Here is a 14,449-nt window from a genome sequence, read left to right on the forward strand (position 1 = left end):
CGTCAGCCGGCCGTCAGCTTCTCCCACTCCGCCCGGCCCGGGCCCACCGCGTTCGGCGCGTAGTCCGGCCGCTCGGCCAGCCAGCGGGCCACCCGGGCCCGGATCTCCGGATCCGCGTACGCCCGCTCCGGCGGCTCGGCCAGATGCCGGACCCGAGCCCGCGCCCGCATCACCTCGGGGTCCTCCAGCGCGCAGTCGAACAGTGCGGCCACCTCGCGCGCCGGCCCCGTGCGCACGGCCCGGGTCGCGAACCGCTCCCCGATCGCCGCGTCGGCGACGACCTGGAAGTCGAACCACGGCTTCAGGGTGCGCACCGCCCACGCGTGGTGGTCGGCGGCGAACCGCTCCGATCCCGGATCCCGGTGTGCCGTACGGGCCACCCGGCGCGCCGCCCACAGCGCGAGCGAGGTGCCCTGTCCGAGGGTGGGGTTGGTGTGCGTGATCGCGTCCCCGACCGGCACCAGCCCGCTCACCACCGGGCCCCGCTCGTCCACCAGCGCGCTCCACCGGTTGTCCAGGCTCGCGGTGGCCAGCACCTCCGAGCGCGGCTCGGCACCCAGGGCGAGCCAGGCCGCGCCGGGCGGGAAGGCGCGGGCGGCGGCCTCGAAGACGGCCGGGTCGCGCAGGGCGGAGCGCGTGGTGTCCGCGGTGTGCACGAACAGGGTCACGGCGAAGAGCCGGTTGTCGGCGGGGAAGACCGCGCATCCGGCGAAGGCCCCGCCCGTCACCGCCCAGGGCCGGCGCGGCCCCTCGTCCATGCCCTCGGGCAGCCGGTACCAGCGGCAGAAGTAGGCGAGCCCGGTGCGGTGCCGCTCCACGACGGGCGGCCGGCTGCCCGCGGCGGCCAGCCAGCGCTCGGCGCCGCCGCGCCGTCCGCCCGCGTCCACCACGAGGTCCCCCTCGTGGCTCCCGGAGCCCGTGGTCACCCCCGTCACCCGGATCGCGCCCCCGTCGCCGGCGCCCCGGGCCGTCGTCAGCCCGGTCACCGGTTCCCCGTACCGCGCCACGACGCCCGGTTCGGCGCGCAGGGCGCTCGCCAAGGCGCTCTCCAGCACGATGCGCCTGGCCTGGAGCATCACCAGGTCCTCGTCCCCGGGGCGCGCGGGCGGGCGTACGTCGAACCAGTCCAGCTCGTGCCGTTCCCGGGCCCCCAGCCGGAGCATCTCCCGGTGGACGTCCGGCAGTTCGTCGCGCAGGAGGTTCCGCGCGGCCCCCAGCAGCGCGTGCGGCTGGGTGGCCTGCGGTACGGTCGGCCGCCGCCAGCCGAAGAAGTCGCGGTCGAGTGCGGTGCCCGGGGCGCGGGTGTCCCGCTCGAAGACTTCGGCCGTGTGTCCTCTCCGGGCCGCGAGCAGGGCCGTGGCCAGTCCCCCCAGACCTCCGCCGATGACCAGCACATGTGCCATTGCGCCCCCCTGAACCGATGATCCGTACGACGATCACACCGCTCAGAGCCTGCGCGGGCGGGACCTGACCGAAACCCGCACAAGTGTCCTGGACCGTACGCCCCGTCCCTCCGCCTCTGCCGCCGGGAGGTGCCCCGCGGCCGTCAGCTCCCGGCTTGACAAACGTTGTTGCCGAAGTGGCAAATGGAGCCATTGGCAGGAAGGACGTCCATGACCACCACGACCGGCGAACGCCCCGAGCGAGCCGTCCCCCAGCCCAATGCCGTCGTCGGCGTCGGGCTGGTCGTTGTCGGCCCGGACGGCCGGGTGCTGCTCGGCCAGGCGCACGACGGCCGCTGGGAACTGCCCGGCGGCAAGGTCGACCCGGGCGAGGGCTTCGAGCAGGCCGCCGCCCGGGAACTGGCCGAGGAGACGGATCTGCGGGCGGCACCCGAGGGGATCCGGGTCCTGTCCGTCCAGATCGACGCGAAATCCGGCGTGACCCGGCTGACGGCGGCTGCCGTCACCACCACCGCGCAGGGCGTGCCAGCCGTCACCGAGCCCCACAAGATCGTCCGCTGGCAGTGGTTCGCCCCGGCCGAGATCCCCGCCGCGCTCTACGCCCCGTCGGCCGCGGTCCTGCGCAGCTGGTGCCCGGAGCTCACGTCCCTGCCGCCCGTACCCTCGTTCGACTACCCGACGGCCGAGCACCCCGCCGCCGGCGCCCGGTAGCGGAGACCGGCCGACAAGATCCGAAAGAGACGGCCTAAGCCCGCGCGCCCATCCGCGGCGCGAAGTTGCCCTCGCCCAGGTCCTCCGCCAGCAGCCGCTTCGCGATCGCGTCCGCGGCCACCCGCAGTTCGGCGCTCCGCGGCCGCCCCCGGTCCTTCTCCAGCCGGTCGCCGAGCCAGTCCGCCCACGCGCGCGAGATGACCGCCGCCTCCCGCGCCCCGGCCGCGGTGTGCGCGAGGAAGTTGCCCTCCCGCGTCAGGTACCCCTCGTCGACCATCCGGTCGAAGACCGGCAGCAGCACCTCCGGCGGCAGGGACCGGCGGTTCGCGACGAGCCCCAGACTGGCGTAGCCGACCGTCCTGGTCAGCAGGTCCACCTGCATCACCGCCCAGGCGCCCGCCATGTCCAGCCGGGTGTCGGAAGCCTCGACGATGGCGCGTGCCTCCTGCGGCCCCATGTTCCGTACGAGCTTTCCGACCGCCAGCTCCAGCAGCTTGGCCGAGTCCCCCGAGGCCGTGGCCGGCGAGGCGAAGCCATCGCCCATGTCCGTGGACCCGGCCCGGGCGGTGTCGCGCAGGCGGACCTGCTTGAGGAACAGCGCCACGACGAAGCCGACCACCGCGACCGGCACGGTCCACAGGAACACCGTGTGCAGGGCCTGCGCGTACGCGGCGATGACAGGTCCGGCCTGCGCCGGATCGAGCGCGTGCACGCCCTGCGGGCTCTGCGCCGCCCGCCCCAGCGCCGCCGGATCGGCCCCGGTCGCGCGCGCCGCCTCCGCCACGCCCGCCTTCAGTTCGGGCCCCAGGCTGTTGGCGTAGATCGTGCCGAAGACGGCGGTCCCGAAGGAGCTGCCGAGCGTACGGAAGAAGGTGACGCCCGAGGTGGCCGTGCCGAGGTCGGCGTAGTCGACGGTGTTCTGGACGGCGATCGTCAGCACCTGCATGCACAGGCCGATGCCGGCGCCGAGCACGAACATGTACACCGATTCCAGCCAGGCACCGGTCTGCGGGCCCATCCGGGACAGCAGGTACAGCCCAACGGCCATCACCAGGCTGCCCACGATGGGGAAAATCCGGTACCGCCCGGTCTTGCCGGTGACGTTGCCGCTGAAGACCGACGCGAGCAGCAGGCCGACGACCAGCGGCAGCGTCCGCACGCCGGACACGGTGGCCGAATCCCCGTCCACGTACTGCAGGTACGTCGGCAGGAAGGTCATCGCCCCGAGCATCGCGAAACCGACGACGAAGCTCAGCACGGAGCAGACCGCGAACACCGGATTGCGGAACAGCCGCATCGGCAGCATCGGTTCCGTCGCCCGCGTCTCGGCCACGCAGAACAGCGCCAGGGCCACCGCCCCGGCCGCGAACAGCCCGATGATGGTCCCCGAACCCCACGCGTACTCGTTCCCGCCCCAACTCGTGGCCAGGATCAGCGCGCTGGAGCCGGCGGCGACGAGCGCGATGCCGAGGTAGTCGATCGCCGGCCGTGCCGCGGCGCGCACCGAGGGGATCGTCCGGGCGGCCGCCGCGACGACCAGGATCGCCACGGGCACGTTGACGTAGAAGGCCCAGCGCCAGCTCAGATGGTCGGTGAACAGCCCGCCCAGCAGCGGGCCGATCACCGTCGCCACGCCGAACACGGCGCCGATCGCGCCCTGGTACTTGCCGCGTTCCCGCAGCGGGACCACATCGGCGATCAGCGCCATGGAGGTGACCATGAGCCCGCCGGCGCCGATGCCCTGCACGCCCCGCCACAGGATGAGCAGGGACATGTTGCCGGCGAGGCCGCACAGGAAGGAGCCGGTGATGAAGACGACCGCCGAAACCTGGAAGATCAGCTTCCGGCCGAAGAGGTCGCCGAACTTGCCCACCAGCACCGTCGCGACGGTCTCGGCGAGCAGGTACGAGGTCACCACCCACGACATGTGGTCCCCGCCGCCCAGATCCGCCACGATCGTGGGCAGCGCGGTGCCCACGATCGTCTGGTCGAGTGCGGCCAGCAGCACGCCGAGCATGATCGTGCCGAAGACGACGTTGCGCCTCCGCCGGTCGAGCACGGGTGGCGCCGCGGCCGCGGCGGGGGCAGTGGTCACATCCGCACTCTCACAGCAGCCCTGCCGTACCGCATGCGGCACGGGGCCGTACGGGCGATCCCGCCCCGGGATCAGCGCAGGTAGGCCAGGCCCGGATGCGCGCAGGCGTAGCCGTCCAGCAGCCGCCGGGCCACCCCCACCGAGTCCACCAGCGGATGCAGCGCGAAGGCCTTCACCGCGGTCGCCCGCGAGCCGCTCGCCGCGGCGGCGAGGACCTCCCGCTCCACGGCCTTCACCGAGGTCACCAGCCCGACCGCATGCAGCGGCAGCGGGGCGACGCCCACCGGGTGGGCGCCGTTCGCGTCGACCAGGCAGGGCACCTCGATGACCGCCTGCGCGTCCAGGACGGACAGCGTGGATCCGTTGGGGACGTTGAGGATCAGCGTGGTCCGCTCGTCGCGCGCGATGGCCCGCATCAGGGCCAGCGCGACCTTCTCGTAGCCCCCCGACTCCAGGTCGCTCTCCTCGCGCTCGCCGGCGCCCGCCGCCTCCCGGTTCTCGGCCATGTACGTGGCCTCGCGCTCGGCCCGGGTCCGGTCCCAGGCGGCCAGCGCCGCCCCGGCCGGCAGCCCGGCCCGGCCGGCCTCGGCGTAGAAGCCGCGCTGCTGGTCGCGCAGGAAGGCCCCGCGCGTCCGCTCCGCCTCCTGGTAGGCCCGTACGGTGTCACGGTTGAAGTAGTAGTAGTGCAGGTACTCGTTCGGGACCGCGCCGAGCGAGCGCAGCCACTCGGCGCCGAAGAGCCGCCCCTCCTCGAAGGACTCCAGCGCCTCGGTGTCGGCGAGCAGCCGGGGCAGCTCGTCCCGGCCCCCGATGCGCAACCCGCGCACCCAGCCCAGGTGGTTGAGGCCGACGTAGTCGATCCAGGCCTCCTCGGGCCGCGCGCCCAGCAGCCGGGCGATGCGCCGCCCGAGCCCGACGGGGGAATCGCAGATCCCGATCACCCGCTCGCCGAGCTCCTCGGCCATCGCCTCGGTGACCAGCCCGGCCGGGTTGGTGAAGTTGATGACCCATGCCCCGGGTGCGGTACGGGCGATCCTGCGCGCGAGTTCGCGGGCCACCGGCACGGTCCGCAGGCCGTACGCGATCCCGCCCGCGCCGACCGTTTCCTGGCCCAGCACTCCCTCGGCCAGCGCGATCCGCTCGTCGGCGGCGCGTCCCTCCAGGCCTCCGACGCGGATGGCCGAGAAGACGAAGTCGGCCCCGCGCAGGGCCTCGTCGAGGTCCCCGGTGGCCGTGACGGCCGGGGCGTCCGGCACTCGGGCGGCGGCCGCCTGGTCCGCGAGCACGCGGGCCATGGCCGCGAGCCGCCCGGCGTCCTCGTCGTACAGCGTCACCCGGGTCACCCGGCCCTCGGCGTGGTCGCCGAGCAGTGCTCCGTAGACCAGCGGTACCCGGAAACCGCCCCCGCCGAGGATCGTCAGCCGCACGCCCTACCGCCCTTCGCCCGTGCCCGGTGCCGTGGCGTGCCGGTGGGCACGGGGCCGGCACACCGCCCGCGCGCGGTCGGCGCGCCGGAGTCATGGCACCAGTCTCCCCCGGTGGTTCACTCCGCCGGCGACGGCACGGCCCGCAGCCGGGCGCCCTGCTGGTGCGGGACCCCGCGGCCCGGGACGTAGCCCGTCGGCGTGCCCTGCGGGGCGGAGAGGATCAGCGTGATCCGGGTCAGCCCCATGCCGTCCAGCATCCGGCTGGTTTCGGCCACCATCCGGCAGCGCACGAGCCCCCACCGCGGGTCGGGGTGGCGCACGGTCCGCACCGCCCCGTCCTGCTCGGCGGCCTCGGCCCCGCGCATGCTCAGCCAGTGCGGCACCCCGTACCGGTAGGCGGCCTCCATGAACGGGTCCCGGGCCACCTCCTGGCGGATGCTGCACAGCCCCTCGTCCTCCGGGGCGGCGCCGAGCGCGGTGGCGAACTGCGCCAGGAGGGGTACGCACCAGGCCGGTTCGTGGTCCTCCAGCACGCCCGCCGCGTCCGGGTGGAAGAGCACGAAGCGCAGGAAGTTGTCGTCCGGCAGGGCCGTCGGGTGCGGTCGCACCGACTGGAAGAGCCGGTCGAAGGCCGAGTTGGTCAGCGCGACGTCCCAGCGGTGGTCCACCAGGAAGCTCGGGTAGGGGACGGCCTCCATGAGGGCCGCGTAGTCGCACAGGTAGTCGCGCTGCGCGGGGTCCTCGGGCAGCCGGTTCTCCTCCGAGGCCCGCCAGGTGGGCGGCGGATCGCGGTCGACCATGACGCGGAAGAGCCAGAAGCACTGCCGCTCGCTCATCTCCAACGCCTCGGCGAGAGCGAGCAGTTTGCGGTCCGTCCACTCCTTGACCAGGCCGCGTTCCCAGTTGCCGTACGCACGCACGCTAATACGGAGCCGGGCCGCGAGGTCCTCCTGGCTCAGCCCCAGCTCTTCGCGGCGCTGGCGCAAAATCTCCTTGCGTCGCTCCGACCGCACAGCGCCGCGTGCGGACTCGTCGCCCGCCAGGCGCTCCTCACCGGCTCGGGCGAAGCCATCGGACGGGCCCACCGCTGCGAGATGTGGCACCGAGAGCTCCCCCTCCTCACGGTCTGGATCTTCATTTCCGTGTGGCGATCCTGCTACCGACCTCATTCGAGTGTCAACTATTGTGGCAATTCCAGCCTCTTGACAGCTCATTCCCGCCACAGCTGTGGCACGTTCTAGCCCTTCGCCACAGGAACGGATAGATTCCAGAAGCCGACCACGTGCCCGTACCGACTTCGCGCGATCTAGGAGAACCACTGGTGACAGACGGCTTCCCGGCTCCCGTCGCGGTGGCCCACGCACCCCTGGCAGCCACCATCACGCGTGTCGCCGAACTCGCGGGAAAGATGGGCCGCGACCTCAACCAGGTCTTCGACCTGCGGCGCCTGTCCGAGGCCTCCGGGGTGCCGGCGGACGTGGTCAGAACCCTGCTCGACGGCAGACCGGCCGGCGAACCCGATCTCCAGGCCCGTTTCCTCCAGCGCCTCGACCTGCTCCGGCGCACCCGGGTCAAACCCAACGGCCGCCGCTACACCCAGCAGGAGATCGCGGACGGCGCCGGCATGTCCCGGCAGCAGGCCGGGGCCCTCATCAACGGCGACCGCCGCCCCACCATGGAGCACTGCGACGCGATCCAGCGCTTCTTCGGGGTCCACGCGGGCTTCCTCACCGCCCACGACGCCGACGCCCTCACCGACGCGCTCCAGCGCACCGAGCAGGAACTCCTCCAGGACTTCGCCGGGCGGGCGCGGGAAAACTCCCCGGCCGCGGCCGCTTCGGCCGGCGATCCGCTGGCAAGACTCCTCCAGAACCACGGTGTACGCGGCATCGCGTGGCGAGCCGCCCAACTGCCCAGCGACAAACATCGGGACAAGGTGACCGAATGGCTGGACATGCTGCTCGAGAGCGTCAAACCGAACGAATCCTGACCCAGTCGAAAATCTGGGTCTGATCCTTTGAGTACTGATCCGGATCCGCGCCGACGGGGAGAACGGTGAGCATAGGCAGAGAGCAGCGGCGGTTGTGCGGGGAGCTGGTGGCCGGCATCCGGCTCACCGCGCCCGTGGAACCCGTGGACCTCTACGCCGCCCTGTGCGAGGGCATGAGCAGACACCGCGGCCGCCGGGTGGAGTTCCGGATGGCCTCGTTCCCGCCGGGGACGGCCAGCGGCCTGTGGCTCGACATGGCGGACCGCGATCTCGTGGTCATCGAGGAACGGACCGCGCCCGACCACCAGTTGGTGATCCTCGGCCACGAGCTGTGGCACATGAAGGCCGGCCACTGCAGCCACCACGTCGACGGCGCCGCCGTCGCCGCCCGACTGCTGTCCGACGAAGCCGACATCGGCGAGACCGTCCGCCGGGTCGCGGCGCGCACGCGCGCCGACGTACAGGAGGAGACCGAGGCCGAAACGTTCGGCTTACTGCTGGGCGCCCGGTGCCGGAGCTGGCTGGCCGGCTCGGCGGGCCACCGGTCGCCGGCACAGCGCGACGAATTGGCGGGCCGGATCGAGGCATCGCTGGGCTACCGGGGGCACAGGAACGACCGTTGAGCGGCGAGGACTACTACATACCGGCGATCGCGCTGGCCGTCTCCCTGGCCTTCAAGCTGCCGGCGTTGCGCACCAACTGGCGGGATCCGCTGCTGCGTTCGGTCTGCGCCCTGCTGACCCTCGCCGCCGCGGTGTTCACCTTCGCCGCCCCGCCCACCATCGAGGCGGTCAACCGCTGGACCGGCATCACCAACTTCTCCGCCCCCCTCGTGTACTGCCTGATCACCGCCTTCAGCGCCTCCTGCCTGGTTCTGATGGTGAACTGGCGGGGCGGCCCGCCCGAACAGACCCGCCGCGTCTCCCGGCGCTGGATCCTGGGCTACAGCGTGGTCATCGCGTGCCTGATCGTGCTGTTCGCCCTCGGCGAGGCCCCGGTCGAGCGGCTGCGGGACTTCGACACCTACTACGCCAACACGCCCTACCTCGGCCAGATGATCGCCTTCTACCTGCTGGCGCACCACGTGGCCGCCGTCGTGATGGTCTCGCTGTGCTGGCGCTGGTCCCTGCGGGTGCGCGGCTGGCTGCGCGTCGGCCTGATGATCATCGTGTCCGGCTACATCTTCAACCTCACCTACGACGCCACCAAGATGTCCGCGGTCGTCGCCCGCTGGCTCGGCCACGACCTGGACGACCTCAGCACCTACGTGGCCCCGCCGCTCGCCGCCGTGGGCGCGCTGATCAGCGCGACGGGCTTCGTCGTCCCCCTGGTGTGCCAGCGGCTGTCGGACAACTGGCAGACCTGGAAGACGTACCGGAAGCTCGGCGCCCTCTGGCAGGAGGTGCAGATGTGCACGCAGAGCTGCACCCCCGGCGTACGGATGTCCTGGTGGTCCGCGGCCGAGCTGAGAGTGATCCAGCGCGAGTCGGACATCCACGACGGGTTCCTGCACCTGGGGCCGTACTTCGACCGGAGCCTGCACGACGGCGCCTACGAGCGCGCCGTCGCGGAGGGGGCCGACCGGGGGACGGCGCGTGCCGTCGCCGACGCCGCCATGGTCGCGGCCGCCGTGCAGGCCCGCTCCGCGGACCCCGAGGGGAACTGCATCGAGGCCGGCGAGGAGAGCTCGTTCGACCTCCCCGACGGGCCGCGCGACCTGCTGCGGATCTCCCACGCCCTGCGGCATTCGCCGGTGGTCGAGGCGGTCCGCCGGCAGGCGGCGCTGACGGCGGGCCGCCTCGCGTAGGCCGTCCTCGGACAACCCTCCCCGCGCAGACCGTGCTCGCGCGGCCCGGCTCGGGATCAGCGGGCGGCGGCCATGGCCGTCGCCGGGAACAGGTCCTGGAAGGGGCCGGCGGAATCGATCCCGTCCCGCCCGTAGGGCGCGTCGAAGCTCCACACCATGAACAGCAGGAAGACGATCAGCGCGCTGAACAGCCCGGCCAGCAGCAGCTCCCGCCCGGAGCGGCGGATCTGCAGGGTGAAGATCAGCCCCACCGTGACCACCCCGCCGACCAGCAGCCCGAACCACACCACGACCGGCAGTGTCGACTCCGCGCTCTGGGTCCGCGAGTGGCGGGCGTCGTCGGCGGCCGCGATGTGGTCCAGCAGCGGCTGGTAGGCCTGTGCCTGGAGCTCGGTGGCCGGGCTCTGGTGGGTGACGTCGCTGCGCAGCTTGCCGAGCAGCCGGCCGCCCTCGGCCGAGGCGCCCTCCCCGGAGGTCAGCCGCGGCCAGTCCACGGAGACGGTGTGGGAGACGTACGCGTTCACCTCGTCGCGGATCCGGTCGCGGACGGGGGCGGGGTAGACGTCGGCGCGCTGGGTGACCTCGTACAGCGACTGGGCCTCGCGGCGCACGCTGTCCTCGGCGGCGCCGCGCGCCTCCCAGACCCCGGCGATGGCCAGGCCGAGCACGATCGCGTAGACCACGCCCACCATCATGGTCATGTACTCGATGACGTCGGGGGTTTCGCTGGTGTCCTCGTCGGCGACCCGGCGGTGCCGGATCCAGGTGGCGGCGAGGACGAGGGCGCAGACGAGCACCATGGCGATGGCCAGGACCAGCCATTCGGACACGTGGATTCTCCCGTTATGGATCGGTGGATGGGTACGCCGGCGGCCGTCAGCCGCGGCTCTTGGAACGGGGGCGCAGGGCGGCTGCCGCGAGTACGGCCGGGGTGGTGACGACGACCATGAGCATCATGGTGGACATCCCGTCCGGGCCGCGCCGCTCCAAGGCCGCCGAGTGGTACGGACGCACGTGAAAGGCGGTCACGGGCGCGGCGGCGGCCCTGGGCCGGGGCGGAGCGGGTGTGTCCGCCGGCTCCGGCCCGGTCGCGGGCCCGGCATCCACCGCAGGTGGCGGGGGCTGCGAACCCCCGGCCCCGGCCTGCGCCGAAGGCCCCGGCCCGGCCGGTGACGGCGGCGGCTGCGGAGGGCGAGCGGGCCGGGGACCGGCGGGCCGCCCCGGATGGCGCACGGTGGGCCGGTCGGCGCCGGGCACGGCCACGCGTACCGAGGGCGCACCCGCCCGTACCTGCGGCGGCCCGGGGACGGTCGGCTCGGGCCGGGCAGCCTGCCCGGCGGGCACGCACACGTCGACGCGGGCGCCGCGGCCCTGGCCGTCGCCCGCGACCGCCACGTGGCCCTGCAGCGGGCAGAGCGCCGCCACCAGACCCGCGCCGGCGAAGTACTGCCAAGCGGTCACCGCGTGTCCTCCCGATTCCGCAGCACATATGAGGGTTACGGCTGAAGAAACGATCACGGCCCTGGTTCGATACGCGGCAGACAGGTCAAGATCCTTGACGGAGGGGTGACTTCAGGCCACCGGCCGACCGGAGTGGCCGATCCGCACGGCGCGGGCGGCCGCCATCCCCTCCCGCGCCCGAAGGCCCCGGCCCGCCCCCGGCCCGCCCGCGGCCCGGGTGCGCCTGCGGCCCGCTCCGCCGGGCGGGGAGACCGACGGTCCGGCGGCGACGCCGGCCACCCCACCGAAATGCTGGGCCGACCGGGTGACGAGGGGCGGCGCTCACCGAAGGAGGCGGCCCGCACCTTTCCGGGTCACGCGCCGCCGGTTCGGCGCGTCACGCGCTGCATACGAAAATCCGAGCAGAGGATGATTCCGTGGAAACGGACGTCATCATCGCCGGCGCCGGGCCGACCGGTGTCACGCCGGCCGCCGAACCCCGCCTCGGCGGAGTGGGCGTCGCCGTGACCGGCCGGCCGGCCGAACCCCCCGGCCGGCCCCTCGGGGCCGGCTTGACGGCCCCCGTCATGGGGACCTTCGGCCGGCGCGGGCTCCTGCCGCGCTTCCGCACGAGGGTGAAGAGCACCCCCGACACGGCGTCGGCGCCATGAGCACCGCATCCGCGCCCGCCGTCCCGTCCCGGGGAGTGCGCCGGATCAGCCTGGACGCCGACGGCACCCCCCTGTCGGCCCTGCTCTGCGAACCCGCGGACGCCGCGCCACCGCGGGCGACGGTGGTGGCGGTGCACGGGGCCGGCATGAGCGCCGGCTACTTCGACGCCCAGGCCCTTCCCCACCTCTCCCTGCTCACCCTGGGGGCGCGGCTCGGGTTCACGGTCCTGGCCGTCGACCGGCCCGGCTACGGCCAGTCCGCGGGCCTGCTCCCGGACGGGCAGGCCCTCGCCGGGCAGGCGGTGGCCCTGGCCGCCGCCCTGTTCGACTACCGCGCCCGCTTCCCGACGGGGGCGGGCCTCTTCCTCCTGGCCCACTCGTTCGGCGGGAAGGTCGCCCTGCTCACCGCCGCCGACCACGCCGCGCCCGATCTGCTCGGCGTCGAGATCTCCGGCTGCGGCCACCGGTACGCGCCCGACGCGCTCTCGGGCGCGGACGCGGCCCGGGGAGGCAGGCGCAGCTGGGGGCCGCTGCGCCTCTACCCGCCGAGCACCTTCACCACGAGCGGCTCGATCCTGGCGCCCGTTCCGCCCCTGGAGCAGGCGGACATCGTCCGCTGGCCCGAGGTGTTCCGGAGCATCGCGGGCCGCGTCCGCGTGCCCGTACGGTTCACGTTCGCGGAGCACGAGGGGTGGTGGCGGCACGACCCCGAGGCGCTGGCGGAGCTGCGGTCGCGGCTCGGTGCCGCGCCGCGGCTGTGCATCGACCGGCAGCCGGAGGCGGGCCACAACATCAGCCTGGGCTACGCGGCCCGCTCCTATCACCTGCGCTGCCTCGCCTTCTTCGAGGACTGTCTCCTCCGGCAGGGCGGCAGCGGCCCCGGCCACGATTGAGGCCCGGTCGGGCGGAGCGGTCCTCGATGCCGCGCTGACACGCGTGAGGGGCGCGCCCCTGGAAGGTCGCGCCCCTCACGGAGTCACAGCTGCCGGCTCGGGTCAGGCCTCCGGCGAACCGCCGAAGCGCTCGCGGTAGGACTCCAGGTCCTCCTCGGTGATCTTCGCGAAGAGCACCGGCGGCACGGTGAACGGCGTTCCGGCCGGGACCGCGTCCAGGGACTTGGCCTGCTCCGGCGTGATCCACGTCGCCGTGTCGTCGGCGAGCTCGAACGCGGAGCGCATGGCGCGCGCCGAGGCGGGGATGAACGGCTCGGACACCACCGAGTAGAGGTGGATGAGGTTCATCGCGGTGCGCAGGGTGAGCGCCGCGCCCTCCAGGTCGGTCTTGACCTCCAGCCAGGGGGCCTTCTCGTCGAGGTAGGCGTTGCCGGCCGACCACAGGGCGCGCAGCGCGGCCGCGGCCTTGCGGTACTGGAGCGACTCCATGTGGTCCTCGTACTCGGCCAGCAGCTCGGCGATCTGCTCGCCCAGCTTGGCCTCGGCCTCGCCGGCGGGGTTGCCGGCCGGGACCTCGTCGCCGAACTTCTTGCGGGAGAAGGTCAGTACACGGTTGACGAAGTTGCCGAGGGTGCCGCCGAGGTCCTTGTTCACCGTGGTCGTGAAGTGCTCCCAGGTGAAGGAGGAGTCGTCCGACTCGGGCGCGTTGGCGATCAGGAAGTAGCGCCAGAAGTCGGCCGGGAGGATCTCCAGCGCCTGGTCGGTGAAGACGCCGCGCTTCTGCGAGGTGGAGAACTTGCCGCCGTAGTACGTCAGCCAGTTGAAGGCCTTGACGTAGTCGACCTTCTTCCACGGCTCGCGGGTGGCGAGCTCGGTGGCGGGGAACATCACCGTGTGGAACGGGACGTTGTCCTTGGCCATGAACTGCGTGTAGCGGACGTCCTCGGCCTCGTACCACCACGACTTGTAGTCGCGGTTCGCCGGGTCCAGGTCGGACCACTCCTTGGTGGAGCCGATGTACTCGATCGGCGCGTCGAACCAGACGTAGAAGACCTTGCCCTCGGCGGCGAGCTCCGGCCAGGTGTCGGCCGGCACCGGCACGCCCCAGTCCAGGTCGCGGGTGATGGCGCGGTCGTGCAGGCCCTCGGTCAGCCACTTGCGGGCGATGGAGGACGCCAGCTGCGGCCACTCCTCCTCGTGCTGCGCGACCCAGGCCTCCACCTCGTGCTGGAGCTTGGACTGCAGGAGGAACAGGTGCTTGGTCTCGCGGACCTCCAGCTCGGTGGAGCCGGAGATGGCCGAGCGGGGCTCGATCAGGTCCGTGGGGTCCAGGACGCGGGTGCAGTTCTCGCACTGGTCGCCGCGGGCCTTGTCGTAGCCGCAGTGCGGACAGGTGCCCTCGACGTAGCGGTCCGGGAGGAAGCGGCCGTCGACCGGCGAGTAGACCTGCCGGATCGCGCGCTCCTCGATGAAGCCGTTCTCCTGGAGCTTGCGCGCGAAGTGCTGGGTGATCTCGCGGTTCTGCGCGGAGGAGCTGCGGCCGAAGTAGTCGAAGGACAGCTCGAAGCCGTCGTAGACCGCCTTCTGTGCGTCATGGGCCTGCGCGCAGAACTCGGCGACCGAGAGGCCGGCCTCCTTGGCGGCGAGCTCGGCGGGGGTGCCGTGCTCGTCGGTGGCGCAGATGTACAGGACGTCGTGGCCGCGCTGGCGGAGGTACCGGGAGTACACATCCGCCGGAAGCATCGACCCGACCATGTTGCCCAGGTGCTTGATCCCGTTGATGTACGGAAGCGCGCTGGTGATCAGGTGTCGAGCCATCCTCGGATGCTCCATTTCTCATGTGCGGTGCAGCGTGGCGTGACGGATCGTGAACGCGGTTCATCGTATCGAACCGCCGAAAGGCCCCGCGCCGCATTTGTTCATGGGTGGACGTAATGAAAAAGCGAGGACAGTGACCTCTCCGTCACGGCCCTCGCGATGGGGTCATGCTACAGGCGGGGGGCGGGCCGCGG

At 72.8% G+C, this 14,449-nt stretch carries 13 protein-coding genes; 6 read left to right on the forward strand and 7 right to left on the reverse strand.

Translation table 11 applies throughout. The annotated features are described in order from the left end of the window. Nucleotides 1–2: 2 nt before the first annotated feature. Nucleotides 3–1,403 carry an NAD(P)/FAD-dependent oxidoreductase gene (locus ACIP5M_RS12005; protein ID WP_401195321.1) on the reverse strand — a complete coding sequence of 467 codons (1,401 nt, stop codon included), beginning with the start codon at nt 1,401–1,403 and terminating at the stop codon, nt 3–5. A 210-nt stretch (nt 1,404–1,613) separates the two neighbouring features. On the opposite strand from ACIP5M_RS12005, the gene ACIP5M_RS12010 reads away from it, so the two are divergent. Continuing rightward, the gene (locus tag ACIP5M_RS12010; protein ID WP_401195323.1) at nt 1,614–2,114 is read left to right on the forward strand and encodes an NUDIX hydrolase; all 501 of its coding nucleotides are present in this window, start codon (nt 1,614–1,616) and stop codon (nt 2,112–2,114) included. 34 nt (nt 2,115–2,148) lie between these two features. On the opposite strand, the gene ACIP5M_RS12015 is transcribed toward ACIP5M_RS12010, so the two are convergent. The 3 genes from ACIP5M_RS12015 to ACIP5M_RS12025 form a co-directional block, all read right to left on the reverse strand. Then, on the reverse strand, nt 2,149–4,131 hold the full coding sequence (locus ACIP5M_RS12015; protein WP_401196288.1) for an MDR family MFS transporter: 1,983 nt from the start codon (nt 4,129–4,131) through the stop codon (nt 2,149–2,151). A 149-nt stretch (nt 4,132–4,280) separates the two neighbouring features. Continuing rightward, nucleotides 4,281–5,636, reverse strand: coding sequence for a 6-phospho-beta-glucosidase (locus ACIP5M_RS12020; RefSeq protein WP_401195325.1), 1,356 nt, complete (start codon nt 5,634–5,636; stop codon nt 4,281–4,283). A gap of 116 nt (nt 5,637–5,752) precedes the next feature. Further along, on the reverse strand, nt 5,753–6,739 hold the full coding sequence (locus tag ACIP5M_RS12025; RefSeq protein ID WP_401195328.1) for a helix-turn-helix domain-containing protein: 987 nt from the start codon (nt 6,737–6,739) through the stop codon (nt 5,753–5,755). A gap of 218 nt (nt 6,740–6,957) precedes the next feature. On the opposite strand from ACIP5M_RS12025, the gene ACIP5M_RS12030 reads away from it, so the two are divergent. The 3 genes from ACIP5M_RS12030 (at nt 6,958) to ACIP5M_RS12040 (ending at nt 9,433) form a co-directional block, all read left to right on the forward strand. Further along, complete coding sequence (locus ACIP5M_RS12030) at nt 6,958–7,626, forward strand: helix-turn-helix domain-containing protein (RefSeq protein WP_401195331.1); 669 nt, start codon at nt 6,958–6,960, stop codon at nt 7,624–7,626. A 65-nt stretch (nt 7,627–7,691) separates the two neighbouring features. Next, the gene (locus ACIP5M_RS12035) at nt 7,692–8,249 is read left to right on the forward strand and encodes a toxin-antitoxin system, toxin component (protein ID WP_401195334.1); all 558 of its coding nucleotides are present in this window, start codon (nt 7,692–7,694) and stop codon (nt 8,247–8,249) included. Beyond that, a complete protein-coding gene (locus tag ACIP5M_RS12040; RefSeq protein WP_401195336.1) occupies nt 8,246–9,433 on the forward strand; it encodes an MAB_1171c family putative transporter in 1,188 nt (395 codons plus the stop codon). Before ACIP5M_RS12035 ends, ACIP5M_RS12040 begins: the two co-directional genes overlap by 4 nt. 56 nt (nt 9,434–9,489) lie before the next feature. On the opposite strand, the gene ACIP5M_RS12045 is transcribed toward ACIP5M_RS12040, so the two are convergent. Both ACIP5M_RS12045 and ACIP5M_RS12050 read right to left on the reverse strand, forming a co-directional pair. Beyond that, nucleotides 9,490–10,263 carry a hypothetical protein gene (locus tag ACIP5M_RS12045; protein ID WP_401195339.1) on the reverse strand — a complete coding sequence of 258 codons (774 nt, stop codon included), beginning with the start codon at nt 10,261–10,263 and terminating at the stop codon, nt 9,490–9,492. 46 nt (nt 10,264–10,309) lie between these two features. Then, entirely contained in the window at nt 10,310–10,894 is a 585-nt protein-coding gene (locus ACIP5M_RS12050; RefSeq protein WP_401195342.1) for a hypothetical protein, read from the reverse strand. A 416-nt stretch (nt 10,895–11,310) separates the two neighbouring features. Between ACIP5M_RS12050 and ACIP5M_RS12055 the strand changes: the two genes are divergently transcribed. Together ACIP5M_RS12055 and ACIP5M_RS12060 are read left to right on the forward strand one after the other, a co-directional pair. Next, on the forward strand, nt 11,311–11,544 hold the full coding sequence (locus ACIP5M_RS12055; protein ID WP_401195345.1) for an FAD-dependent monooxygenase: 234 nt from the start codon (nt 11,311–11,313) through the stop codon (nt 11,542–11,544). Next, nucleotides 11,541–12,437 carry an alpha/beta hydrolase gene (locus ACIP5M_RS12060; RefSeq protein WP_401195347.1) on the forward strand — a complete coding sequence of 299 codons (897 nt, stop codon included), beginning with the start codon at nt 11,541–11,543 and terminating at the stop codon, nt 12,435–12,437. The genes ACIP5M_RS12055 and ACIP5M_RS12060 overlap by 4 nt, the downstream gene beginning before the upstream one ends. Before the next feature lie 102 nt (nt 12,438–12,539). Here the strand turns inward: ACIP5M_RS12060 and metG are convergent, their stop codons facing one another. Beyond that, nucleotides 12,540–14,255: a methionine--tRNA ligase gene (gene metG / locus ACIP5M_RS12065; protein ID WP_401195350.1), complete on the reverse strand. Its 1,716-nt coding sequence runs from the start codon at nt 14,253–14,255 to the stop codon at nt 12,540–12,542. Nucleotides 14,256–14,449 lie beyond the last annotated feature (194 nt).

Origin of the sequence: Streptomyces sp. NPDC088762 (assembly GCF_044750905.1) — a bacterium.
In the GTDB taxonomy this organism is placed as follows: domain Bacteria; phylum Actinomycetota; class Actinomycetes; order Streptomycetales; family Streptomycetaceae; genus Streptomyces.